The organism is Dysgonomonas sp. Marseille-Q5470 (genome assembly GCF_951230145.1).
Classification (GTDB): Bacteria; Bacteroidota; Bacteroidia; order Bacteroidales; family Dysgonomonadaceae; genus Dysgonomonas.
In genome coordinates this window covers 264,237-290,147 of the sequence record NZ_CATNVE010000002.1, presented here as the reverse complement: position 1 = coordinate 290,147, position 25,911 = coordinate 264,237, and the positions used below count along the sequence as shown (strand labels likewise).

At 38.6% G+C, this 25,911-nt stretch carries 23 protein-coding genes and 1 riboswitch; of the genes, 20 read left to right on the top strand and 3 right to left on the bottom strand.

What is annotated here, in order from left to right; all coding sequences use genetic code 11:
- The first annotated feature begins 2 nt into the window (after window positions 1-2).
- From QOX35_RS04545 to recA, 3 genes are read left to right on the top strand one after another with little or no spacing between them, the layout of a single operon-like run.
- Entirely contained in the window at window positions 3-530 is a 528-nt protein-coding gene (locus tag QOX35_RS04545; RefSeq protein WP_283685952.1) for a hypothetical protein, read from the top strand.
- A gap of 12 nt (window positions 531-542) precedes the next feature.
- The gene (gene bcp / locus QOX35_RS04540) at window positions 543-1,007 is read left to right on the top strand and encodes a thioredoxin-dependent thiol peroxidase (RefSeq protein WP_283685951.1); all 465 of its coding nucleotides are present in this window, start codon (window positions 543-545) and stop codon (window positions 1,005-1,007) included.
- Window positions 1,008-1,036: 29 nt separating this feature from the next.
- Complete coding sequence (gene recA / locus QOX35_RS04535; protein WP_135104902.1) at window positions 1,037-2,059, top strand: recombinase RecA; 1,023 nt, start codon at window positions 1,037-1,039, stop codon at window positions 2,057-2,059.
- A 313-nt stretch (window positions 2,060-2,372) separates the two neighbouring features.
- On the opposite strand, the gene QOX35_RS04530 is transcribed toward recA, so the two are convergent.
- Entirely contained in the window at window positions 2,373-5,714 is a 3,342-nt protein-coding gene (locus tag QOX35_RS04530) for an ATP-dependent helicase (protein ID WP_283685950.1), read from the bottom strand.
- Window positions 5,711-6,259, bottom strand: a complete 549-nt coding sequence (locus tag QOX35_RS04525) for a hypothetical protein (protein WP_135104900.1) — start codon at window positions 6,257-6,259, stop codon at window positions 5,711-5,713. Before QOX35_RS04525 ends, QOX35_RS04530 begins: the two co-directional genes overlap by 4 nt.
- A gap of 150 nt (window positions 6,260-6,409) precedes the next feature.
- Window positions 6,410-6,505: riboswitch (TPP riboswitch) on the top strand.
- Window positions 6,506-6,609: 104 nt separating this feature from the next.
- Between QOX35_RS04525 and QOX35_RS04520 the strand changes: the two genes are divergently transcribed.
- From QOX35_RS04520 to QOX35_RS04465, 12 genes are all read left to right on the top strand, one after another.
- Window positions 6,610-8,829 (top strand): TonB-dependent receptor, encoded by a 2,220-nt coding sequence (locus QOX35_RS04520; RefSeq protein WP_283685949.1) that lies wholly within the window; start codon window positions 6,610-6,612, stop codon window positions 8,827-8,829.
- 58 nt (window positions 8,830-8,887) lie between these two features.
- Entirely contained in the window at window positions 8,888-9,481 is a 594-nt protein-coding gene (gene pnuC / locus QOX35_RS04515) for a nicotinamide riboside transporter PnuC (protein ID WP_283685948.1), read from the top strand.
- A gap of 114 nt (window positions 9,482-9,595) precedes the next feature.
- Window positions 9,596-10,660: a glycosyltransferase gene (locus QOX35_RS04510; RefSeq protein WP_283685947.1), complete on the top strand. Its 1,065-nt coding sequence runs from the start codon at window positions 9,596-9,598 to the stop codon at window positions 10,658-10,660.
- Entirely contained in the window at window positions 10,657-11,721 is a 1,065-nt protein-coding gene (locus tag QOX35_RS04505; RefSeq protein ID WP_283685946.1) for a glycosyltransferase family 2 protein, read from the top strand. The genes QOX35_RS04510 and QOX35_RS04505 overlap by 4 nt, the downstream gene beginning before the upstream one ends.
- A 5-nt stretch (window positions 11,722-11,726) precedes the next feature.
- Window positions 11,727-13,001, top strand: a complete 1,275-nt coding sequence (locus QOX35_RS04500) for a hypothetical protein (RefSeq protein WP_283685945.1) — start codon at window positions 11,727-11,729, stop codon at window positions 12,999-13,001.
- Window positions 13,002-13,028: 27 nt separating this feature from the next.
- Window positions 13,029-13,724, top strand: a complete 696-nt coding sequence (locus QOX35_RS04495; RefSeq protein ID WP_283685944.1) for a nucleotidyltransferase family protein — start codon at window positions 13,029-13,031, stop codon at window positions 13,722-13,724.
- Between the two features lie 7 nt (window positions 13,725-13,731).
- Window positions 13,732-14,289, top strand: a complete 558-nt coding sequence (locus tag QOX35_RS04490; protein ID WP_283685943.1) for a D-glycero-alpha-D-manno-heptose-1,7-bisphosphate 7-phosphatase — start codon at window positions 13,732-13,734, stop codon at window positions 14,287-14,289.
- An 11-nt stretch (window positions 14,290-14,300) separates the two neighbouring features.
- Window positions 14,301-15,329 (top strand): GHMP family kinase ATP-binding protein, encoded by a 1,029-nt coding sequence (locus tag QOX35_RS04485; protein ID WP_283685942.1) that lies wholly within the window; start codon window positions 14,301-14,303, stop codon window positions 15,327-15,329.
- Window positions 15,330-15,335: 6 nt separating this feature from the next.
- On the top strand, window positions 15,336-16,181 hold the full coding sequence (locus QOX35_RS04480) for a glycosyltransferase family protein (RefSeq protein WP_283685941.1): 846 nt from the start codon (window positions 15,336-15,338) through the stop codon (window positions 16,179-16,181).
- A 3-nt stretch (window positions 16,182-16,184) separates the two neighbouring features.
- Complete coding sequence (locus QOX35_RS04475; protein WP_283685940.1) at window positions 16,185-17,636, top strand: MBOAT family O-acyltransferase; 1,452 nt, start codon at window positions 16,185-16,187, stop codon at window positions 17,634-17,636.
- 3 nt (window positions 17,637-17,639) lie between these two features.
- Window positions 17,640-18,734 (top strand): hypothetical protein, encoded by a 1,095-nt coding sequence (locus QOX35_RS04470; RefSeq protein WP_283685939.1) that lies wholly within the window; start codon window positions 17,640-17,642, stop codon window positions 18,732-18,734.
- A gap of 6 nt (window positions 18,735-18,740) precedes the next feature.
- Complete coding sequence (locus QOX35_RS04465; protein ID WP_283685938.1) at window positions 18,741-19,802, top strand: glycosyltransferase family 4 protein; 1,062 nt, start codon at window positions 18,741-18,743, stop codon at window positions 19,800-19,802.
- Here QOX35_RS04465 and QOX35_RS04460 read toward each other — a convergent pair.
- Window positions 19,795-19,995: a hypothetical protein gene (locus QOX35_RS04460; protein ID WP_006843210.1), complete on the bottom strand. Its 201-nt coding sequence runs from the start codon at window positions 19,993-19,995 to the stop codon at window positions 19,795-19,797. The two genes, QOX35_RS04465 and QOX35_RS04460, sit on opposite strands and share 8 nt — an antisense overlap.
- A 617-nt stretch (window positions 19,996-20,612) precedes the next feature.
- On the opposite strand from QOX35_RS04460, the gene QOX35_RS04455 reads away from it, so the two are divergent.
- The 5 genes from QOX35_RS04455 (at window position 20,613) to QOX35_RS04435 (ending at window position 25,906) form a co-directional block, all read left to right on the top strand.
- The gene (locus QOX35_RS04455; RefSeq protein WP_283685937.1) at window positions 20,613-21,314 is read left to right on the top strand and encodes a succinate dehydrogenase cytochrome b subunit; all 702 of its coding nucleotides are present in this window, start codon (window positions 20,613-20,615) and stop codon (window positions 21,312-21,314) included.
- Between the two features lie 41 nt (window positions 21,315-21,355).
- Window positions 21,356-23,314: a fumarate reductase/succinate dehydrogenase flavoprotein subunit gene (locus tag QOX35_RS04450; protein WP_283685936.1), complete on the top strand. Its 1,959-nt coding sequence runs from the start codon at window positions 21,356-21,358 to the stop codon at window positions 23,312-23,314.
- Window positions 23,315-23,325: 11 nt separating this feature from the next.
- Window positions 23,326-24,081 carry a succinate dehydrogenase/fumarate reductase iron-sulfur subunit gene (locus QOX35_RS04445; protein ID WP_135104886.1) on the top strand — a complete coding sequence of 252 codons (756 nt, stop codon included), beginning with the start codon at window positions 23,326-23,328 and terminating at the stop codon, window positions 24,079-24,081.
- A gap of 82 nt (window positions 24,082-24,163) precedes the next feature.
- Entirely contained in the window at window positions 24,164-24,946 is a 783-nt protein-coding gene (locus QOX35_RS04440; protein ID WP_283685935.1) for a hypothetical protein, read from the top strand.
- 30 nt (window positions 24,947-24,976) lie between these two features.
- Entirely contained in the window at window positions 24,977-25,906 is a 930-nt protein-coding gene (locus QOX35_RS04435; protein WP_283685934.1) for a putative 2-dehydropantoate 2-reductase, read from the top strand.
- Window positions 25,907-25,911: the final 5 nt, after the last annotated feature.

The window sequence follows — 25,911 nt, the reverse complement described above, 5'->3', positions numbered from 1 at the left end:
GTATGAAAAAGTATTTATTCATTGCAGTGGCAATGCTGGGATCAGTTACAATTGTAAATGCCCAGACGGTAACAAAACGTGTTGTAGAAAAGACAAACAAAGGAGACTCGAAAACGCATTACAATTATTTATTACTGGATGCCGTCAATTACAGCGATGCAGCATACTCCAGATATGAAAAATTGGTGCAAGATGTATGGGATAAAAAAGCGAATGCTAACCTCACTAAAAACAGAATAGAAACTCTGGAGGAAATCGATAAATACCTGACGACCGTAAAAGAGACTCCGATATACAAAGGAGGAGAGAGTTACCAACTAGCAGTACTGGCATACCTCAGTGCTGTAAAAGACAAGGTTATTGCTCTGGAACATCTGGGAACACTGGGCGATGATGCAAACACCGACGCTATAGTGTACAACAAAGCATCGGCTAAGTTTACAGATATATCGAACGAAGCTATTGACCTGAGAAACAATGTTAGAGATAAAAAAAGCGAATACGAAAAGACATTCTATATACAAAAATAAAACAATATAAATATGGCACTTACTGTTGGAGATAAAATACCTGAAATTTTAGGAATCGATCAAGACGGAAAAGAAGTAAAAGCATCCGACTATCAAGGGAGTAAGCTTGTATTATATTTCTATCCGAAAGACAATACCCCGGGCTGTACAGCTGAGGCTTGTAGTTTGCGGGATAACTTTTCGCAACTCAGAAAAGCCGGTTACCAAATACTGGGCGTTAGTGTCGACAACGAAAAATCGCATCAGAAGTTTATAGAAAAGCAACAATTGCCTTTTCCGCTGATTGCCGATACAAACAAAAAGCTTGTGGAGCAATTCGGTGTATGGGGTGAGAAAACACTTGCCGGACGTAAATACATGGGCACATTTCGCACAACATTCCTGATAAATGAATCGGGCATTATAGAGCAAATAATAACTCCGAAGGAAATAAAAACCAAAGAGCACGCTCAACAAATATTAGATCTAAATAAATAAAAGTTTCATATAATTATCAAAGAGAAATAATGGCAGAAGAAAAAGAAAAAAAAGCAGCCCCAAACACAGAGAAGCTGAAAGCTCTGCAAGCTGCAATGGACAAGATAGAGAAGAGCTACGGAAAAGGCTCGATAATGAAAATGGGCGATGATAAAATCGATGAGATAGCTGTTGTTTCTACAGGTTCTATAGCCCTGAACGCTGCACTCGGTGTAGGCGGATATCCTCGCGGCAGGGTGATCGAAATATACGGTCCCGAATCGTCAGGTAAAACAACCCTGGCTATACATGCTATAGCCGAAGCACAAAAAGCAGGAGGTATAGCAGCCTTTGTGGATGCTGAACATGCCTTCGATCGTTTTTATGCCGAAAAACTTGGAGTTGACATCGAAAACCTATATATATCACAGCCCGACAGCGGTGAGCAAGCTCTCGAAATAGCAGAGCAATTGATTCGTTCTTCGGCTATCGATATCATTGTTATCGACTCGGTTGCCGCACTGACCCCTAAAGCAGAGCTAGAAGGCGAGATGGGTGATTCAAAAATGGGATTGCAGGCTCGTTTGATGTCACAGGCATTGCGTAAGCTGACTGCTGCTATCAATAAAACAAACACCATCTGTATATTTATCAACCAGTTGCGCGACAAGATCGGTGTTATGTTCGGTTCACCCGAAACAACTACCGGAGGTAACGCCCTGAAATACTATGCATCTGTACGCCTTGATATTCGCCGTATCGGACAATTGAAAGACGGAGATGAGGTAAGGGGTAGCCAGACACGCGTGAAGGTAGCAAAGAATAAAGTTGCACCTCCTTTCCGCAAGGCTGAATTCGATATCATGTACGGTGAGGGTATCTCTCGCTCGGGAGAAATCATAGATCTTGGTGCAGAACTTGGTATCATCAAGAAAAGCGGTTCGTGGTACAGCTACAATGAAACCAAACTGGCACAAGGACGTGAGTCAGCAAAAGAAGTGATAAAAGACAATCCTGAGTTGGCAGAAGAGATAGCAGGCTTAATCTTCGAAGCATTGAAAGAAAAGCACTAATATAAGCAAAGCAATCTAGGAATAGCGAAGAAGCTGTTTGAAGAGTAAAACTATATTTTGCTCTTCAAACAGCTTCTTTTATTATCATATCTCTTTCTATTTATCTTATATAGAAGGTGTATTCGGATACTGTTCCGCATTATTCCGGTCTTTAGCGAAAGGCAGAAATAAATAAAAGGTTACACATAAAAAAGGAATAAAATAGTGTCACTTTTGTCACCTTTTGCATTCAAAACACAACATATAAAACTAGCCACCAACTACTTATACCTGAAATTAAAAAAATGACATCTGTCACCTTTTTATAGAGAATTTATGTAATATGTTGTAGTATCTTCCTGTATATCGGATGTTGGTGCAGTATATAATCGTTACCAATCAGAAAGAGCTGCTCACGTGCACGGGTAAGCGCAACATTGAGTTTACGATCTACTGTTCCCTCTCGGTTCATACTACAAAAGTTTTTGAGTTGGTAAGGTTTATTGAAGCAGAAAGAAAGTATAATTACATCACGCTGGCTACCTTGATAACGCTCTACAGTATCAATCATAATATCAGACAACTCAGCAATACCTGTTTCTTCGAGCTTTTTCCTTATCAGGGCTATCTGATTTCGGTATGGAGTGATAATACCAAGCGTTCTTTGAGGGTCGAAAAGAAGATTATTAGCCTTGTAGATATCCAGTAAAGCGATTGACAAGGAGACAGCAATTTCGGCTTCGGCATCGTTCGTTTTATCGGATACACTTGCATCATCTATCTCTCTGACAGGGATAAAGCAAACCCGCTTGTTTGATATCATGGTCTGATATGGATCATTCGGATCAAAAGAAGGATAATCCAATTCGGCTTGCTGCCTCTCGGTTGCGATCTTTAATATATTGTCATAGAAGTGAGCATTTACAAGGGTTGCAATATCCTGATGCATACGTCCATGATATGTAAGTGTATCATAGGCATGCGTCCATCCTTGTTTTTGGCAAATACGGAACAGCCGTTCGAAAAGAGATTCACGGCAATCGTAAAGCTCAATATCATTTAAGATGCTACTACCAACCTTCGATCTGGATTCATCCTGCAATGTAATAGTAGACAGCTGCTTGTGATCACCAATCATAATAAACTTATCAAACAGAGGAAGCAGTCCTATTATCTGAGATTCCAATATTTGTGAAGCCTCATCGATAATTGCCACATCAAAATGTTTCAGGTCAAATAGTTCCGGTTTACCCATTATAGATGCTAATGTTCCTACAAATATCCGAGTTGAGGCGATTGCCTGTAATAGGTCTTTGCGGTTTGTAGCTTTATATGAGATATTCTGCAACAGTCGATGTCGATATGGCTCTCCGCATGATAGCTCCGAACCTATACGGATATATCGGTCACACACGGATTCATCTTCTGAAAATGCTTGACAGATAGCAGCACATAACTCATCTACAGCACGATTGGTATATGCCAGAACAAGGATATTGCTATCTTCTCTTGCATGAAGACGCTCGATGAGTTGCCGTGCAAATATGGACGTCTTGCCTGTACCCGGAGGCCCTACGATAAGGAAGTAATCATCAGCCGACAAGGCTTTGTTTATAACGCTTTCGCCCCTCTCCTGTTGAGTCAGTTCTTTGTCGGGACGGTTCTCATGGGAGATACAGTTCGGCTCTTTAAGTCCGAGCAAGAGTTCCTTCTTGTCGGTAGGTGCAGATAGAAAGGCAAACAGGCTTTTGTACATGGCATTGTACCCATGATCGAGTTTATCGTGCTCTACCGCCCAAAGCCTGTAACGAGAGAAGAAAGCTCTGTTTCGCTGCTTGTATCTAAAACGGAGGGTTACAGCATGAGATGATATTTCTACAACTGTGCCTTTTAGTATTTGGTTGGTGAGTACCGTATCTTCCTCATCTTGCTTCGGATATAAGATACAGATTTCTCCTACCCGAAAGTTCACACAATCTTGAGGGGCTAATCGATTGAATCGGATCACCATATCCCGACCACTATCGTCTATATCTTCTATCTCGAGATCAGAAATCAGATCTAAGGCTTCTTTGCGCTCAGAGAAAGTTGTATTCCACAGGGCAGAGACACTCATTGCTGTATCAAAATTCTCATCTCCCGTTTTTTGCAAGTATAGCTCCCTTGCTACAAAGTTAATATAGCGATAGGCGTATGTCTTTTCTAATGCAGATGATTTAGTAAGAACGTCCTCCAGCTCTTTTAGCTTATCTATGAAAAACTGAGGTACTATGCCATAATTATCTAAACTGAAGAGCTCTTTGAAAATTTGTTCTACCGTTTGCACATCACCCGAATACAAGTCGTGTTCGGTAGCCACAATCAGATTGCGAGTATTGATAATCTCTTTCTCCAAGCGTTGGTATCTGGCTGCAAAACGGATATTCTCTCCCGCATTGTCGGCACTCGAATATAAGATCGTAGGATAGATATGACGTGCATCCTTGTTGAATACACTTTGTATCATGAGCCGATAGATAGCAGTCTGCGTTTCGTGGTTCGAAGCAATTTTTGTTACATCTTCACGGGGATAAGGTGGCTTGCCCGACTTTAATTCTATGATACGGTCTGCGCCATCCTCCTCATCGGAGAGTTGCAACAGGTCGAGCCGCCCTTGAAAACCGTATTTCTCGCAAAAGAAGGAAGGCTCTAATGTACACAGGGTAGTATCAAAGCCATTTGCGGGCATATCGTTTATTATTACTCGCCGGATATTGTTGAACTGGCTCTCTGCTCTCGACATGAAGTTGCGAAAATCCAGATTGTCCTTTATGTCTTGGCATGATGCATATTCGAAGGGCATCTGACGGAAAGATTTTAGAAACACATCTTCAAACTTCAGAGTTCGGGGATTTTCGGCATAGATAAGCTCGTCGAGAAAGAAGTTTGCCAAATTTCCTAACAGTATATAATGAGAATTCGCATTCGGCTCAAACTTTCTGCGGAAGTAATGCAAGTGAGAATTACCATACGATTGAAAACACTCTGCCATTGCCGAAGCATCGATCAAATAGTCAGGCTCAAGTACAAATACGGAAGGAATGTAACAGCCGTGTCCATCCTTTCTCACATCTATCAGATTTAGTTGGGCGCCAATCCACAAGCAATCGATAGTAGGATTGAATACCTCATTTGCAGACACATTATATTTTACTGCTAATGTTTCTTGAGGTAAAGTCTCTGGTTGACAGATCAGCAACTCGTTTTCTTTATCTATATCCAGCACCTGCACACGCAGTCTATCCAGCGGTAAGGTTTTCTTATCCTCTTGTTCGGCACCTTCGGGTATTTCGAGGCTATGGTCTCCTTGCAAAAATGCATAAAACAACTCTATGCTTTGTTTAGCATCGGCGTATTGTTTGGGCGTAACCAGATTATCCTCATCTCTTTGCAGAAAAGAACTCTTTATACGGATTGTATGTAACCGCCACTCTATACGCTTAGGCAAATCATACTTTTGAGATATGAAGACCAGCCGAGAAAATAAAGAAGGAAACTGCAAAGATTCACCTTTAGTGATTTCCTTGCAGCTTCTTTCCAGTATCTGTTTGAGGCAGATATATTTATTTCTTAGCGATAGATTGGTTTTATCTATCTGTTGTATCTCAGAGAGATAGTCGGATACAGATATTATCATTCCCGCAATCTTACATCAAGATAACTTTTAAGATATATCTCTATCTTCGTACCATTAATAGGGATACCTGCTCTATTTGTGAGATATCCATCAACAATAACATTTATCCCCCCTTGATTGTAGAATCTGCGCATAACGCTATTCATGAAATCATAAAATTCAGGATCTTTAGCTGTATCGAATACCATTACCTCATAGTCCTTCAATACATCTATCTTTGGCGAAAAAAGAAAAGGAGTCATCCCTTCTACATCGATATACAAATCACGAATAACATCTCCATAGCGCAAATCTCCGGTGATAACCAATTCGGTTCCTTGATATTCCATCCCAATTATAGAGCCATTTCCAAGACCGGGCAAATCATTGAAAGTATAACTGCCTCCTCCATTACTTGAGAAAAATCCGGTTTTACTAGTATATGATTGGAATTCACAGTTGAGATTTGTCCTTGATATATAATCATCCGTTTCACACGACGAAAATCCGACTAAAATGAGGAGAGTCAATAAGATTACGCAAAGCTTGTTCATATAGTATTTCATAATTAAATAATTTAGTGACAAAGTTAAATAATTTTATCTTATATATATGACTATGAAAATGAGGTTTTGTAACATCGGGAATAATAGTTATAGAAAACTTTTATAAGTGACTGCTTGTTATATATCAAAATAGAATATCTATCTTTGACAACGAAATCTTAGGGGTGCCTTAAAATAACGGGCTGAGATCACACCCATAAACCTGATCCGGGTAATGCCGGCGGAGGGATAGAGAAATATGCAATTGCGCACACGCATATCTTTAACATTCGGGAAATTATCTTATCAAACCCCTTTTTTGTTTAACATCAGGACATATTTACGTATGTCTGGCAAAATTTATATTTTAAATGAAAAAGGTCTTTCTCTCTCTTTCCATAATATTGATAAATGGAATGGGAATTTTCGCACAACAAAAAGCAGATAGTTTGAAAGTTGTAAAACTAGATGAAGTTGTTGTGTCTGCAACACGTGTAGGTCAGGATGCTCCGGTAGCATACTCTAGTCTGACCGAAAAACAACTAAAAGGAGACAACGCCGCAAAAAACATTCCGGCTATAATGCAAACCCTCCCATCTGTAGTCTCGTATACTGAAGGTGGAACGGCTGTAGGGAACACTTCGTTTCGCATTCGTGGAACTGATGCCAACCGTATTAATATCACTCTGAATGGGATGCCGCTGAATAATCCTGAAAGTCAGGAAGTATACTGGGTCAATTTGCCGGATTTGTCAAACTCATTGCAAAGTATGCAAGTGCAACGCGGAGTAGGAACATCTACCAACGGTGCGGCCTCTTTCGGGGCAAGTATTTCGATGCAAACACTGGGAGGAAAACCCAAACCCTATGCCGACATATCTACAGCCTACGGACAATATAATACACTATTATTGTCGGGAGCAGCAGGTACAGGCATTATGAAAAGCGGATTGTCGTTAGACGCAAGATATTCTTACGTAAAGAGTGACGGGTATATCCGTAATGGAAAGGTAGACCATAAGAATATCTATGCCGCCCTATCTCACTACTCCGACAGGCAACTGATACGGCTGATTTATATGAACGGAATACAGCATACCGGCATTACATGGGAAGGGATTGATCCGAGCATGCTGGCTATAAACAGGCGATACAATCCGGCAGGGGAATATAAAGACGACAATGGCAATACAAGCTATTATGATAACGAAACAGATAACTACTATTCGAATATCGGACAGCTGATCTATACCCGTTATCTGACAAATGCACTGACTTTGAATGTAAACTTGAGTTATAATCATGGCTATGGGTATTACGAAAATTATAAAACAGGGCGTAAATTTTCAGAATTCGGACTCGAAAATCAGACTGTAGATGGTACTACTTACAAAAAATCAGATCTTATACGTCGCAAACTGATGATGAATCATTTGTATGTAGGAGGGGTAAATCTGAAATGGGAAAAAGACAAGTTTGATTTCACCTTAGGGAGTATGTATAGCTATTATGATGGAACTCATTATGGGCGATTACTCTGGGTAAAGTTCAACCAGAATATACCTGTTGGTTACGAATGGTATAGAAATAATGCGGATAAACAAGATATGAATGTTTTCCTGAAAACAGAATACAAACCAATGACCAATCTGTCGATATTCGCAGAAGTGCAAGAACGCTATGTAGACTATCGCATGAAAGGCATCGATGATGATCTTACAAATCTGTCAAGCAAGAACTACTACAGTTTTATTAACCCAAAAGGGGGAGTATCTTATCGCTTTGCGGATTATAACGAGATTTACGGATCGTTAGGTATATCCAACAGAGAGCCTCTGCGTGCCGACCTAAAAGAATCTCTCAAAGAAGGAGGAATCCCTATCGCTTCCGAAAGGTTGTATGACTATGAGCTGGGTTACAAGTATGCGAATGCGACAATAGCTTTCAGTACCAATCTTTATTACATGAATTATAAAGACCAGTTGGTGCAAACCGGAAAATTGAACGATGTTGGTTATAAATTGCAAGAAAATGTACCCGACAGCTATCGTACAGGAATAGAACTGGCATTGTCTTATACGCCTAACTATTGGCTACAGCTAGCCGGAAACTTGACCCTGAGCCGTAACAAGATAAAGAATCACACTGTTTACTATCCTTACTACGACAATCAAACAGACTGGAATAGCTTGGGGCAGATATCAGAAACATTCAAATCTACCGACATTTCATTTTCACCAAATACTGTCGGCAGCTTTACGGTTACGTTCAAGCCATTCGAAAAAGAAGATATAAGCTTCTCTTTCATCAACAAGTACGTTGGAAGAATGTATTACGACAATACGTCAAACCCTGATAACCGCTTATCAGATTATTTCGTTACTGACTTTGCTGCTTCGTACACCTTAGATGCCAAAAAAGTAGGGAAATTTGATTTTCAGTTTTTTATCAACAATCTGACAAATGTAAAGTATAATGCAAATGCATGGGTGGATACATATAAGTTTGCAGATGGAACAGAACAAGTTTATAAAGGGTTATTTCCTCAAGCGGGAGCTAACGTGATGGGCAAGATAAGATATCGGTTTTGATATATTTTGATTTACTTTGTGGGATGCAGTAAAACATCCCACAATTTTATATACAACAATGATAGAATATTTTATAGAAAATAATTGGGTCAGCATAGTTGGAGCCATTATCGGTCTTATTTTCCTTTACTTAGAATACAAAGCCAATGTATGGATGTGGGCTGCAAGTATCGTCATGGCAGCTTTTTATATCTATATATTCTATAGTACGCAGCTATATGCCAGTATGGGTATATACATCTATTTTTTGGGGGCATCTATATATGGCTGGCTGATATGGATATTCCGCAACAGGGATACAGAAACAGGAGATGAGATCATCTCTCACGCTACCAAACGTTACACCCTGCCTATAATAATCGGAGTAGCTCTTATAGCCATATTTATTTATGGCATCCTTATTTCGTTTAGTGCCAATAACGTATATATCACGATTGGAGACTCTCTCACCACCTCCCTCAACATTGTAGCACTGTGGATGATCTCCCGAAAGTGGGTAGAACAATGGCTGTTGGTAATTCCTGCAAATTTAATTTCAAGCATCTTACTCTTTGCTCAACATGATATTATGTCGGGCTGTTTATTTTTTATCTTTTTCGTTGTCTCTATAATGGGATATTACAAGTGGAAAAGATTAGCATTAGCTTCGTGATACAGTCTTGTTATTGTCATAAAACAGAGATATGTAACACAAAAGATATAAAAAATGTTATCTTTGCATCAATGGTGATAACAGTTAGAGCAAACAATTCTACAAGATAATTACATGAAAATCTTCCAGGTTATTACGGTTTCTGAATATGGCGGCGCCCAGACTATAGTTGCAGACCTGGTAAAAAAATTCAGTTCTGAGCACGAACTCTTTCTCCTATATGGAGGTAATGGCGAAGCCTGGAGTAATTTGGGAGATAATTTTACCCGCATTAAGTTAAACAATCATTGTAAAGAGGTTTCAATAAAAGATATAATGCTTTTATTGAAATTATTTTATTACCGTATCAAATACAAACCCGATGTTGTGCATCTGCACTCTTCCAAGATGGGAGCGATCGGACGATTAGTCTTCGGTCGTAAAACAATTGTATATACTGTACATGGATTTGATTCGATAAGGACTGCTTTTCGGAAATTCTTAGTTATCGAAAAATTGTTGAAGCACAAAGCATTCCGCATCATTGGGGTGAGCCAATACGATGTGGATATGATGATGAAGGAAAATATCTGTAAAAACGTAGGAAGGATATATAATGGCGTTGCAGATCACTATCTGACAAACAAAATTGAACAAGATCCTCTGACGGAAAAGTTAGAGAGTATAAAAAAAGATTATCCCAAAACAATCATGTGTATTTCGCGAATATCGAAACAAAAGAAATTCGATTTATTTCTGGATATAGCACATGAAATGCCTCAATATGCCTTTGTGTGGATTGGCAATAAAGAGGAAATAGAGGGACTGCCGCCCAATGTATTTTGTTTGGGTGAAATGCATTCTGCTTTTACTTATTTAAGATACGCTGATGTTTTTATATTACCATCCAACTACGAGGGGTTGCCAATGTCGATACTTGAAGCTCTGGCATTCAAAGTTCCGGTAGTTGCATCTGCTGTAGGAGGTATTACAGAAGTATTGGACGGGAAAAATGGTTTTGCGGTAGAGAATAAAGCCTCTATCTTTGAAGAAAAAATACAATATATTTTATCTGACGAAAACATTCAGAAGAGCATGTCTGAGTGTGCAAGACAATCATATCTTGCAAATTTTACGATAGAGAAAATGGTAGACAGTTATGGCGCTGTCTTTAACACAATAGTAGCAAATAAAAAATGAGCCAACCTTTAGTCTCTGTATTAATACCCTGCTATAATGTAGAAAGGTATGTGGAAGAATCGATCAATTCGATTCTAAATCAAACATACCGTAACCTTGAAGTTATAGCCATAAATGACTGTTCTACTGACAGAACAGGAGACTTATTACAGGCTATGGCAGAAAAAGATTCTCGGATAAGTGTTTTCACCAATGAAAAGAATCTGAAATTAATACAAACATTGAACAAAGGTATCTTGCTGTGCAAAGGTGATTATATAGCACGTATGGATGCTGACGATATCTCCTTGCCTACTCGCATCGAAAAGGAAGTCGCATTTTTGGAGAAGCATACCGATCATGATATAGTAAGTACACAGTTTTATGCCTTCCGATCAGAAAATCCGAGTAAAAAAGATCTGAACCACAGTCCGACACACGATCGGGAGTTGCGAGGATATATGCTTTTTCGGTCGGGAATATGCCATCCGGCGGTAATGATTCGCAAGAGAGTCTTTACCGAATTGGGATTAAAATTTGAGCCGGAGTATTTACATGTCGAAGACTATGCATTGTGGTCCGAAGCTATGTACAAAACAAAGTTGGGAAATCTGAGTGAGCCTTTGTTACTATATCGTGTGCATAAGCAACAGGTATCCTCTTTGCACGAAGAACTGCAAACAGAGAATAAGAAGAAGGTATTTAAAATACATTGCAAGCATTTGGACTTGCCTACCAATGACGACTTTATAAATATCTATACTTCTGTAGCAGAATGTGTTCCTTTACAATCGTCATTCGACTATCTTGACAAGTGTGAAGCATTTATGGTTTCCTTACTCAAATTGAATAAAGACAAAGACTTCTGTGACGAAAATTATCTGGTGAAGCTTCTTTCGCTTACATGGTTACGTCTGTGTGCAAATTCTCGTTTAGGTCTGAAAGTAATAAAGAAGATGAAAGCCTCATCTTTGTACGATGAAAGAAATTATACATCAAGAGATTTGGCTATTTTTTATACAAAGTGTACTTTTAGACTCAGATATAAAAAGTCCCTTATTTACAAACTAGTATTTAGATAAAGTGTATGCCTAAATTGAAACAGGTATTACCAATGTTGGTTCCTTTATTGGTAACGTTCTATTATATTTATCCACAGGCTTTGGATGTACGAGGCTCATCTTTCATTTCTCTATCGGGTTTGATCGGACTAGCTATCTATGCCTATCATCGTTTTCCATTTCGGGAAGTTGTATATGTGATGGTTGCCACTTTTGCTTTATTTCTGATTTTTTACACTTCGGTATGGTACAATGGAGCCGATGACGGAGGATTTAGCTTCGACTATGTAAAGAGTAGGATTGCCTGGTTCTTTACAGCATATATTATTATGTTACTTATATTTAAGATACATAAAAAACCTACCCTCAACACAGTTCTCTTATACATTATCGGAGCCATCGCATTACAGTCTCTTTGCGCATTTTTGATGTATATAAGCGATCCTGTTAAAGAATTCCTCATATCTTTACAGATGGAAGGCGGAGAGTACACTGAAGAAATCATGGAGGAAGCCGGAGGGCAACGCCTGTTGGGATATGGCATCGGGTTCTTTGGAGCGGGAGCAATCAGTGGTATTGCCCTTATCTTACTTTCCTATCTGTTCATGAGAATGAAACTTACTACCAAAGAGTTTATTATACTGGCTACATTGTACGTATTTATTTTTTATATCGGTCTGTTTATGGCTCGTACAACGATTGTAGGTATGGCGGTGGGGTTTGCTCTTATTGCTGTATTGTATCTGTGGGACAACAGGGCAGTGAAGAAACAAGCGAAGACATTTGTCATAGCTGCGGCATTCCTGATGGTAGCCGGATATACTTTTGCAATGTTTTACTTTTCGAGCTTTACTGACTGGGCTTTCGAATTGTTTACAAACCTCTTTGTACACGGGCGATTAGAAACAAAGTCTTCAAGTGGATTATCTCAGATGTTTTTGATACCGACAAAATTCTCAGAGCTGATTATAGGGCAAGGGACAGCCACATTTTTTGGTACCGATGTGGGATATAGCCGACTTCTATTCTTCTCAGGAATAATAGGAACTCTGGGATTTTTCGTATATCAGCTATATATCATAAAACTTAGCTTAACAAAAGACTGGGGTGTTAATATGGTTGCCATATCGATGTTTGTATACACCTTGGCGCTGAATGTAAAAGGACTTATCGACTTAAATCTCATATTATACATCATATTCTTCTATTTCATGTTCTATAAATATTACGTATATATGCCTAATCTATATGCGAAGAGCAAAATAAAAATGAAGCAAAGAAGTATAAGCAATAAGATATAAAGAAGCAGTAATAGCAAAAACAGCAAAATGAAAGAATGTATTATATTAGCCGGAGGGCTGGGCACCCGTTTACAATCGGTAGTAAGCGATGTACCGAAATGCATGGCCGAAGTAGCCGGAAAACCATTTTTGAGTTACTTGTTCGACTATGCAAAAAATCAGCAATTCGATCACCTGATTCTTTCATTGGGTTATAAATCGGAAGTTGTACTACAGTGGCTCGACGGCAAATCATACCCTTTCAAGATATCTTATGTTGTAGAAGATTCACCCTTAGGAACAGGCGGGGCAATCAAGTTGGCATTCGACAAAGTGGAAACAGATAAAGCCTTTATCTTCAACGGAGATACATTCTTTGATGTAGACACTACTCTGTTAGCAGAGTTTCATAAAGAAAAGAAAGCGATGACATCCCTAGCATTGAAACCTATGACAGATTTTGACCGTTATGGTTCTGTAGATTTGGATAAAGAGGAAAGCATCATCCGTTTTAACGAGAAACAGCATTGTGCAAAGGGATTAATCAATGGAGGAGTATACGTAATAAACAAAAACCTATTTCAGACATTAAACCTTCCTGAAAAATTTTCTTTCGAAAAAGATGTGATGGAAAAGCACATCAACGATATTCCATTCTACGGCTGTGTGCAAGAAGGTTATTTTATCGACATAGGAATTTCTTCCGACTTTGCGAAGGCGAACCAAGATTTTAAGAACTTGTAAAATTAAGATGGACAAACAAAATTTAGACAAATACAAGTATTTATTTCTTGATAGAGATGGCGTTATTAATGTAGAACGCCCCAGCGATTATGTCAAGAATATACCAGAATTTGTATTTACGGACAAAACTTTACAGGCTATCAGAATGTTATCTTCTAGATTCGAACGCATTTTCATTGTCACCAATCAGCGTGGAGTTGGCCGTGGCAAGATGAGCGTATCCGACTTGGAAGAAGTACATAGCTATATGCTATCCCAGATAGAAGCTTCAGGCGGACATATAGATCGAATATATTATTGTACCGATCTGACATCTGACTCTATAAACAGAAAACCCAATGTGGGAATGGCTTTTAAAGCACTTGCTGATTTCCCCGAAATAGAGTTCGAAAAATCAATTATGGTAGGCAATAGCATGTCAGACATTGAATTCGGCAACAAACTGGGAATGTACACAATACTAGTGGGTGATAAATATCCCGAAGGTCATAAAATATACGAGAACATTAACGCACATTACAAAAATCTATATAAGTTTGCAGATAGTCTGCTCAAGATATTTTAAAATATCAAGTCATGATAATAAGAAGTAAAGCCCCATTCCGATTAGGATTAGCAGGTGGAGGAACCGATGTATCTCCATACTCGGATTTGTATGGAGGATGTATATTGAATGCAACTATAAACCTGTATGCATTCGCAAATATTGAACCTCGCACCGACAACAAAATTGTATTCCGTATTCCACAAACAAATGAGGAATATATTTTCGATTCTGCGATCGAACTACCTATCGCCAACGATAAAGCCGATTTGATGAAAGGCATATACAACAGGGTAATCAAAGACTTTATAAAAAAACCTTTGTCTTTTACACTGACCTGTGCTCTCGAAGTTCCTTTTGGCTCGGGACTAGGAACGTCCTCTACCCTAGCCATTGCTATATTGGGTGCATATACCGAATGGCTCTCTTTGCCTTTGGGCGATTACGACCTGGCATATCTTGCATATCAGATAGAACGGATAGACCTAAAGCAAGCAGGAGGAAAACAAGATCAGTATGCCGCAGCATTCGGAGGGTTTAACTTTATGGAATTCTATGCAGATGACAAAGTGATTGTAAATCCTCTACGCATCCGCAACGAAATAATCAATGAGCTATCTAACAACTTGTTGCTTTGCTACACCAACTCGAGTAGAAATTCGGGAGATATCATCGAAAAGCAACAAAAGAATGTTAAAGATCATCAAGAAAGGTCAATAGAAGCAATGCATCAGATAAAAAAACAGTCTTATGAAATAAAGGAAGCTATTCTGAAAAATAATTTGGACGAAATAGGAGATGTTTTGCATCGGGGATGGACTTACAAACGAGACATGGCGGACGGAATTTCCACTCCACTTTTCGAAGAACTATACAATACAGCCATATCCGCAGGAGCCACAGGAGGCAAAATATCGGGGGCCGGAGGTGGAGGATATGTGTTTTTCTATTGTCCGGGAAATACTCGTTTTTCCGTAGCTAAAGCTTTACAAAGATTGGACGCGCAGATACAACCATACACTTTTACAAAAAAGGGATTAGAAACCTGGTATACTAAATAAAACTAGATGAAAGTAGCAATTCTGATACGTGTATATGACAGGATTGAAGATTTGAAACATAATCTTCGGATCATATCTGATACATGGAAGGAAAATGATTATTATACAATTGTTGTCAGCAATGGCAAGAACAATAGTTATGAAATCACTCACGATTCGTTACCGCTCATTGACAAGCTCGTAATACTGGAAGAGAACGCAGGACACAGGCGAGGCAATTCGCAATTACTAATGGAAGGTATTAAATATATTCCATCGGACTGCAAATACACCCTTATCCTCGAAGCTGACACATGGATGTATGGTGATCGTATTATCTCTAAATATACAAGCATGTTGGACAAATCTGATTTTGCAGTTTGGGCCAGTGCCGACTGGTATGACAAATACTATGCCTTAGCGACAGATTTTGCAATTATCAAGACACAATATATTATCAAAAATTCGGGAATCTTTGATTTTGAACTTTTTCCCGAATGTCATATATCCAACTTCTTGAGAGATACAAACGCAGGTTATCTGTGGATAAAGGAAAATACACCTGTGCATGTTCCTAGTTATGTGAAATACAAATACCCCTATATACCAAACATCAAAGAGGGACGTTTTTATGTCTTTCCCAAATCAAAAACAGTTACGCATCATATTGAGTACCTGAAGGGAGGAATGGAGCAAAAAAAACGTTATTTTAATATCATTGCCAACGATGATTACTTCACCGAAACAAAAAGTAATAACAAAAGTTGGAACAGGTTTAAAATGAAGTTTTGGATCGGATTAAGTAAGTTATTCGTGAAGAGAAGTTGGTATAGTGGTAAAACCTATAAAGATATAGAACAGCAGAATACTTAATATATGATATTCTCTACATACAGTTTTGTATTTATTTATCTGCCGCTAGTACTCTTGCTATACTTCGGGATGGCACGTTATGTAAGCCGCAGATTCCAGCAAATATTTTTGATCGTAGCATCACTGATATTTTATGGAGCTATATTTTTTCAAGGATTCGAACATCTCTGGTATATAGCTTTGATTATGTCTTCTGTGATAGTCAACTACTCTGTTGCAACCGGCGTGCAGAATATAGAGAGGCCTCCTACACGTAAAATAGTATTTACAATAGGTGTGATATTCAATGTTGTGCTGTTAGGCTATTATAAATATTCCAATTTCTTTCTGGAAAACATCAACTATGCCTTCGACACGCAGTTTGTAATAAAACATATCATGCTGCCTATCGGCATCAGCTTTTTCACATTCCAACAAATAGCTTTTCTTATCAGCGTCTTAAAACGTGAAGAAAAAGTACCAAACTTTTGGGATTATACATTGTTTATCGTATTCTTTCCTCAGTTAGTAGCAGGGCCTATAGTGTTTCTTAAAGATATGCTGCATCAATATTTGGATGAGAAAAATCGCTTTTTCAATGCAAAAAACTTTTCAGCCGGTCTTTTCATCTTTGTTATCGGTCTTTTCAAGAAAGCTGTAATAGCCGATACGCTCGACAATTTTGTATTTTACTCATACCTATCGCCCGAAAAGCTTGGTTTTGCGACCTCATGGCTGACCGCCCTGTCTTATTCGTTTCAGATATATTTCGACTTTAGCGGATATTCCGATATGGCAATCGGATTGGCTAAGATGATGAACATCAACCTTCCGGTCAACTTCTATTCTCCATACAAGTCTGTAAGTATAACTGAGTTTTGGAAACGGTGGCACATCACATTAGGTCGATCTCTGGCCGTACTGATATATTATCCATTGGGAGGAAATCGCAAAGGTCTTGCCCGTACATGCTTCAACCTGTTTGTCGTATTTTTTGTCAGTGGTGTTTGGCATGGCGCAGCTTGGACTTTCATCGTATGGGGTATTGCACACGGGGTCGTACGCATATTTGAGAGGCTATTCATGAAGCATCTGGAGAAAATACCCAACCTCATACGGATATTCTTCACATTTATGTTTGTAAATGCGGCATGGGTATTATTCCGTTCGCCGACATTCGACATAGCACTGACCGTTCTTAAAAATATGTTCGCTCCTGAGAGTTTCAGCTTCAGTGGAATAGCCCACATGGCTTACAACACGAGCATAACATATCCCGACTCTATGGCTGTGATATATGTATTGGCTATCCTGTCTATTTTAACTACATTGGTCTTTTTATATCCTAAGAACAGTATAGATAAGTACAATGAATTCAAACCGACGGTAAAAAATGCGATGGTTATCGCCTTGCTGTTCACGGTGTCGGTAATTCATTTCTCGAGAGTAGGTGCGTTTATTTATTTCAACTTCTAGCCTATGAATAAGATAGAGAATAAAAACTCATTCAAAAAATGTCTTAGCGTATTTGCAATAGCCTCTATTGTAATGCTGTTAGGCGTGGGCTGTCTTACTTATATTGTTGATCCATTTTTCCAGTTCAGAGTCAATGAAGATGGACGCTATTTTCTGAGTCCATGGCTGCAAAATGGAGGACTCGCACGCAACTACGACTACAATACTGTTGTACTCGGATCATCGATGGTACAGAATTATGATATATCTATCCTCAAAAAGAATAATCCTTCTGTTAAACCTGTTAAGTTATCAAGCGGAGGAATGAACAACGAAGAGATGAAATATCTATACTCGTTAGTCAAAAAAGATAGTGTAAAATCATTCATTATAAACTTTGACATTCCTCAGTTCAATCTCGGCTTTGAAGAAGTCCGTTATCCGCGATTCCTATACGAAGACAGGCCTATCAACAAGCTACAGTATCTATATGGATATGAAGCATGCATACGCTTCTTACCCATCGACCTGATACTACCTCTATATCTGAAAAGTAAAGAACAGATACCCGTAGAATATGTGATGAAAACAGAAATAGATCAAATAGGGAACAACAGTTATTTGAACTATTATAATGCCGATCATGTAAAGAATCTTTACTTAAGTGGACAAACAGTATCGATACAGCGACTGGATGGAATGAAGGAACGCATGCACAGCAAACTTGCTTCATTACTGGAAAATATGGCTATAGACGATCATAAAGATATTCAATATACAATTGTTTTGTCTCCATACTCGGCTCTATACTGGTATCATACCAAAGAAAGTGGGTATTACGACCAGTTCATCGATTTCATATATCACCTGCAACAGTCCCTGAAGGCATACAACAATGCCCGATTAATGTTCTTTTTCAACATGAATGAAATTACCGATCTGAATAACTATTCGGACGTTACACACTTTTCTCCGGCATTGACAGACAAAGTACTCGAAAATATTTATAATCCGGAGTATGAACTTAACTCATCCAATATTAATAATAAGATACACCAACTGGATAGTTTAGTAAATATATTTGTAGAACAAAACAAAGATTGGTTACCCAAAAATTGACATAATATGTTTGTAGTTAACGGAAGATACTTGACACAAAAAGCAACAGGCGTACATCGATATGCTTTCGAGATATGTAACAAACTTCATGAAATGGGTGTCGATTTTCATGTAGCTGTACCGAATGAAATCCATCCGGATTATAAGTTCAATTTCAAGGTGGTGAAATGTGGTTCTTTGAATACACATCTCTGGGAGCAGATCTCCCTACCTCGCTATCTGAAGCGTATTGGCAGCCCATTGCTGATAAGCTTTACAGGCTGCGGCCCACTAAATTATAGCAATCAAATCATGACCATCCACGACGTATCGCACGAGCGTTACCCCGAATGGTTCTCAAAAAATTATTACCGTTTCTACCATTACATGATGCCTCGCATCGGGAAAAAAGCACATGCAGTACTTACCGTCAGTGAATTTTCGAAGAAAGAAATAGTAGATACTTTGGGTATAAATTCCGAAAAGATACATGTAGTACATAGCAACGTACCGTTTCATAATAAGCCCAGTAGGGAAGAAATATTGAATTTCACACGCAACCCCGAAGCGGAAAGATATATTCTGGCAGTATCATCGATGGACCCCCGCAAAAACTTCGTACGACTCGTAGAAGCCTTTGACAAAATAAAAGACAAGTCGGTGAAACTATATATTATAGGTATGTCGTTCAAAGCTTTCAATACACCTGATCTACAAAAGCTAATCGGGGAAAATGTACATCTTCCGGGCTATATACCCGATGAGAAATTACAGACCATGTATCAGAATGCTTTATTATCTGTATATCCGTCTCTGTACGAAGGATTTGGCTTACCGCCATTGGAATCGATGACATACGGCTGTCCGGTTATCAACTCGGATATACCGGCCTTACGCGAAGTAAGCCAAGATGCGGCATTATACGTAGATCCTTACAATGTAGAAGATATTACTCAAAAGATAGAACAATTGTTGGTTGATGAACCGCTGCGAAAAGAATTACAAGAAAAGGGTTTACTACAAATAAAAAAATATTCGTGGGACAAGTCAGCCAAACAAGTTTACGAGTTGGCTCAATTATTTATGTAAATTTTTGATTCGACTCTCTGATTTTATCCTTTACTATTTGTACCAGAGATACAACAAGAAGAATAAGAGAGGCAGCAAAACAAGCGAATCCAAGTACTTTATCCGAATCAAAATTTAGAATGCCTACTGATGTTAACAATAAAGCAGTAGGAATCAATGCGTATGACATTGTAAAAGGCCTGGAAGTTTTCATTATTGGTATTATTTGTGCTTATTTACTTATTAGATGCATAAAAAGCCAGAAAGATGCAAAAATACAGATTATTTAAACAAATTTAACAAGAATTACATCTCGTAAATTATGCTATAGTCTCCAAACAGGTCATTATCACTATAAATAAAACAAATTACGAAAGAAATAGTTCATCTGTGAATAAGGCTTTCAAGACATTCGCAAATAAAATTATTCTACAATAAGCTACCATGCCATTCTTTTATACGCTTTTTTAGAATGTTATCAATACTAAAAACATACCGACAAGAGCCATACAGAATAAAACTCATAGATTTTGGCTCTTTCTATAAAAAGACTATATTTATAAGAACAGAGTGTATTTATAGCTTTATGCTATATCAACCTTAAATACGTATAATATAGGTCAATAAATGAAATCGGATATGTTCATATAGTAATTACAGATTTTGCTTTTTGATTAAAAAGCTCTTGCTTTTACTTTGAAAATACCTTTATTTAACCTACTTTTGCAGGGTAATAGAAAAAAGCGATTACGCATGTTTTTTTTCTATCATAGTCAACGATCAATACATCTAAAATTAACTATTCTAAATAACTAAAAACAGATTTGATTTATGAGTTGGTTACTTAAATCTTCTATTGGCAAGAAGTTGATCATGAGTATCTCAGGTATCGCTCTTGTCTTATTCTTGCTGTTTCACGCGGCGATGAATGTAACGGCGGTGTTTTCGGAAGAGGCCTACAACACCATTTGTGCCCTTCTTGGTGCTAACTGGTATGCTGTGGCAGGTACTGCCGTCTTAGGAGGACTTGTTGCAGTTCACTTCATTTATGCACTTATCTTAACCCTACAAAATCGCAAAGCTCGCGGTAATGATCGTTATGCAGTAAATGTACGCCCTAAAAACGTGCAATGGGCATCTCAGAACATGTTTGTTTTGGGAGTAATCGTAATTGGATTCCTAGTACTACATTTCAGCCAGTTCTGGTATAAAATGATGTTTGCCGAACTAATGGGACATCATCATGTAGAATTAGGCGATGCTACAGTATCTCCACAAGATGGAGCTGCTTTTATCAAATACTATTTCAGCCAAGCATGGGTTGTTGTAGCGTATTTGGTATGGTATGTAGCATTATGGTTTCACCTATCTCACGGATTTTGGAGTGCTGTTCATACCATCGGATGGAACAATCGCGTATGGATGAATCGCTGGAAAGTAATTGGACAAGTAGTTGCTACTATTATTTGTCTTGCGTTTGCATTTGTAACTATTTACTTCTACGCAAGAGCTACTTTTTGCCCATTTGTTTAGGCACTGATTATTTTTGTTAATTGATTAAAAGAAAAACAGATATGAGTACTATACTAGATCCAAAAAAAGATTCAAAAATACCTGATGGGCCATTAGCAGACAAGTGGACCAACTATAAAGACCACCAGAAACTGGTGAACCCTGCTAACAAACGTCGCCTTGACGTTATTATCGTGGGTACAGGTCTTGCAGGAGCTTCAGCAGCAGCATCACTTGGTGAGATGGGCTTCAATGTACTGAACTTCTGTATCCAGGACTCTCCTCGCCGTGCACACTCTATCGCAGCACAGGGAGGTATAAATGCAGCAAAGAATTATCAAAACGACGGCGACTCTGTATACCGTCTATTCTATGATACAATCAAAGGTGGTGACTACCGTGCTCGCGAGGCGAATGTGTATCGTCTTGCAGAAGTATCGAATAGCATCATCGACCAATGCGTAGCTCAGGGAGTTCCTTTTGCTCGCGAATACGGCGGCTTACTTGACAACCGTTCATTCGGTGGAGCTCAGGTATCTCGTACTTTTTATGCTAAAGGACAAACCGGACAGCAATTGTTATTAGGTGCATACTCGGCTCTGAGCCGTCAGGTGCAAAAGGGAAGCGTGAAGCTTTATACCCGTTACGAAATGGTCGACGTTGTTATGATCGATGGCCGTGCACGTGGTATTATTGCACGTAACCTTGTAACAGGTAAACTAGAACGTTTTGCGGCACATGCTGTAGTAATAGCAACAGGTGGATACGGAAATGCATTTTTCCTTTCTACCAACGCAATGGGTTCTAACGGATCGGCAGCTATCCAAGCATACAAAAAGGGAGCATACTTCGCAAATCCTTGTTATGCTCAAATTCACCCAACATGTATTCCTGTTCATGGAGAGTTCCAGTCGAAATTGACATTGATGTCAGAATCTCTTCGTAACGACGGACGTATATGGGTACCAAAGAAAAAAGAAGATGCCGAAGCAATCCGTGCAGGTAAATTAAAACCAACTCAGATTGCAGAAGAAGACAGAGACTATTATTTGGAAAGACGTTATCCGGCTTTCGGTAACCTTGTACCACGCGACGTTGCATCTCGTGCAGCCAAAGAAAGATGTGATGCAGGATATGGAGTAGGATCTACAGGTCTTGCCGTATATCTTGACTTTAGCGATGCTATCAAACGTCTTGGCCGCAACGTAGTTGAAGCTAAATACGGTAACTTGTTCCAGATGTATGACAAAATCGTTGACGAAAACCCATACGAAACACCAATGATGATTTATCCGGCTATACACTATACAATGGGTGGTATCTGGGTTGATTATGAGTTGATGACTTCTATCAAAGGTTTGTTTGCACTGGGAGAAGCTAACTTCTCAGACCACGGAGCAAACCGTCTTGGCGCATCAGCATTGATGCAGGGACTAGCCGATGGTTATTTCGTATTACCATATACTATTCAGAATTATCTTGCCGATCAGATTACTGTACCTCGTTTCAGCACAGACCTTCCTGAATTTGCGGAAGTAGAAAATGAAATCAAAGAGAAGATAGCTAAACTGATGGCTATAAAAGGAAAACGTTCTGTTGACTCTATTCACAAACAATTGGGTCTTATCATGTGGGATTTTGTAGGTATGGCACGTACAAAAGAATCTCTTGAGAAAGCAATCGAAGAACTGAAAGCTGTTAAAAAAGAATTCTGGTCGAATGTTCTTATACCGGGCGAAGCCAATGACCTGAATACTGAGTTGGAAAAAGCTCTACGCTTGGCAGACTTCATCGAAATCGGTTTATTAATGGCTTATGACGGATTGAATCGTAACGAATCGTGTGGTGGTCACTTCCGTGAAGAATACCAAACTCCTGAAGGGGAAGCGATGCGCGACGATGAAAATTACTCTTATGTTGCATGTTGGAAATATCAGGGCGAAGATTCAGCTCCTGAGCTTGTAAAAGAGCCACTAGACTATGAGTTTATAGTAAGACAACAACGTAATTACAAGGCATAAAATAAACGACAATGGAAAAACTAATAAATATAACATTAAAAGTTTGGCGTCAAAGAGGCCCACAAGTAAAAGGGGCTTTTGAGACATATTCACTTGATGGTATTTCAGTAGATAGTTCATTTCTTGAGATGCTTGATATTCTGAATGAAAATCTTATAAACCAAGGAAAAGAGCCGGTAGTATTTGACCACGACTGTCGTGAAGGTATTTGCGGTATGTGTAGTCTTTACGTAAACGGACATCCACACGGACCGGATGAAGACATTACAACTTGCCAGTTGCACATGCGTAAATTTAAAGATGGCGAAACTATCACTATCGAGCCATGGCGTTCAGCTGGGTTCCCTGTTATTCGCGACTTGATGGTAGATCGTAATGCTTTCGATAAAATCATTCAGGCTGGTGGATATGTAAGTGTAAATACCGGAGGTATACCTGATGCCAATGCTATTCCTATCCCTAAGGTAGATGCTGATGAAGCAATGGATTCAGCTTCTTGTATCGGATGTGGAGCTTGTGTTGCTGCTTGTAAGAACGGTTCGGCTATGCTTTTCCTTTCGGCGAAAGTGAGCCAGTTGGCACTTCTTCCTCAAGGACGTGTAGAAGGTGCTCGCCGTGCTAAAGCAATGGTGGCTAAAATGGACGAACTAGGATTCGGAAACTGTACCAATACAGGTGCATGTGAAGTAGAATGTCCTAAGAACATTTCTATTAGCAATATTGCTCGCCTCAACCGCGAATTCTTATCAGCTAAATTTAAAGACTAATAATCTTTATAAATATATGGAAAGCGACTACCATGAGGTAGTCGCTTTTTTTGTAATATTGCATGATATAAGGCCTAATATTATGACAAAATATTTTCTAATCTTATTTAGCATCACTTGCGTCCATGGATGCATACCATCAACAAGAAGTTGTCCCACCGTAATTAAAGAAATAAACAATGAAGATATTACCATACAATGGTTAAGTAAAACCGGACTAAACTCGCAGAAGAACGATATCATAATAGCCAAAACAAAAAAACTCGTTGACACTATTTGTATTGCAGACAATATAGTCGATATATCATTTTATAACGGAATTTTGGGAGAATGTAATATCATTGTTATTGGCTTTTTAGGTACTCCTCATAGGAATACACAACAAACAGAGATAAAAAATAAAACATTTGATTATCAAATACTAGCAGATAAAAACTACCTTGAAGTAATTTATATGAATGAGAGAAAGATTATTCATGGTGGGATAATAGATAAAGAATCATCTACTTGGCATAATTTTGATGAACAAAAAGAGCGTTACACCCCAACACTAGATGATGTAAGATATACTGAGAAAATATTGACAGACAGCATTGTGTATATAAAGAGAAAAGAACCTGCCCATTCAGACTTTATAACAAAGAACCTAAATCGTTATTTAAGGCAATATGTAGGATATATCAATAAAAATGGAGACAAAATCGTTTGGATTAACTTTCTATATAAAAATGACCGTTTTATAAATACAGCTTATCTAAACGATGCTGTGATAACGGTAAATGACGGTGGAGAATATTATTGGTCTATTAAAGTAAATATAACAAAGAATAAATTATACGACATCGCAGTAAATGGAGAAGCATAAAATTATACCTTTATAATAAAAAAGTAATATATGTCTCTAAAATATGCAGTAATAGGAACCGGAGCTATAGGCGGATATTATGGCGGAAACTTAGCTCACTGTGGACACGAAGTACACTTCTTGTTTCATTCAAATTATGACTATGTAAAGAATCATGGGCTACAGATTGATTCTACTAACGGAAACTTTCACTTATCGGATGTTCCGGCTTATAGCAATACGAAAGACATGCCTGCGTGTGATGTTGTTCTGGTTGCATTGAAATCAACAAACAACAACCTCTTAAAAGAGCTGCTCCCTCCCCTCTTACATCAAGACACAGTAGTAATATTGATACAAAATGGATTGGGATTGGAAGCTGATCTACAAGAAGCTTTTCCTGAACTACAAATTGCAGGTGGCTTGGCTTTTATCTGCTCTAGTAAGATCGGGAGCGGGCATATAGGGCATTTTGATTATGGAAAACTCAATTTAGGATCTTACTCTTGTCGCAATTCTAAAGTGTTGAAAAAGGTGTGCTCCGATTTCAAACGAGCAGGAATAGAATCAAATATTCTGGAACTTGAATTAGCACGGTGGATGAAGCTTGTTTGGAACATTCCGTATAATGGCATGACCGTTGTCTTAAATACAGAAACAGATATTCTGATGGATCATCCATCAACTGCACAGCTATTGAAAGAGATGATGCTCGACGTGATACGTGGTGCTAATCAGGTAGGACAAGGAAGATTTACCATACCAGAATCTTATGCCGATGAGATGCTGGTTATGACGCAACAAATGAGACCGTATTCACCAAGTATGAAACTTGATTTTGATGCTCATCGTCCTTTAGAAATCGACTATATTTATACACGACCGATAATAGAAGCACAGAAAGCAGGATACGAGATGACCCGGGTTTCTATGTTGGAAAAACAATTGAGGTTTATTCAGGATCAATATATAAAAAAATAAGCGGA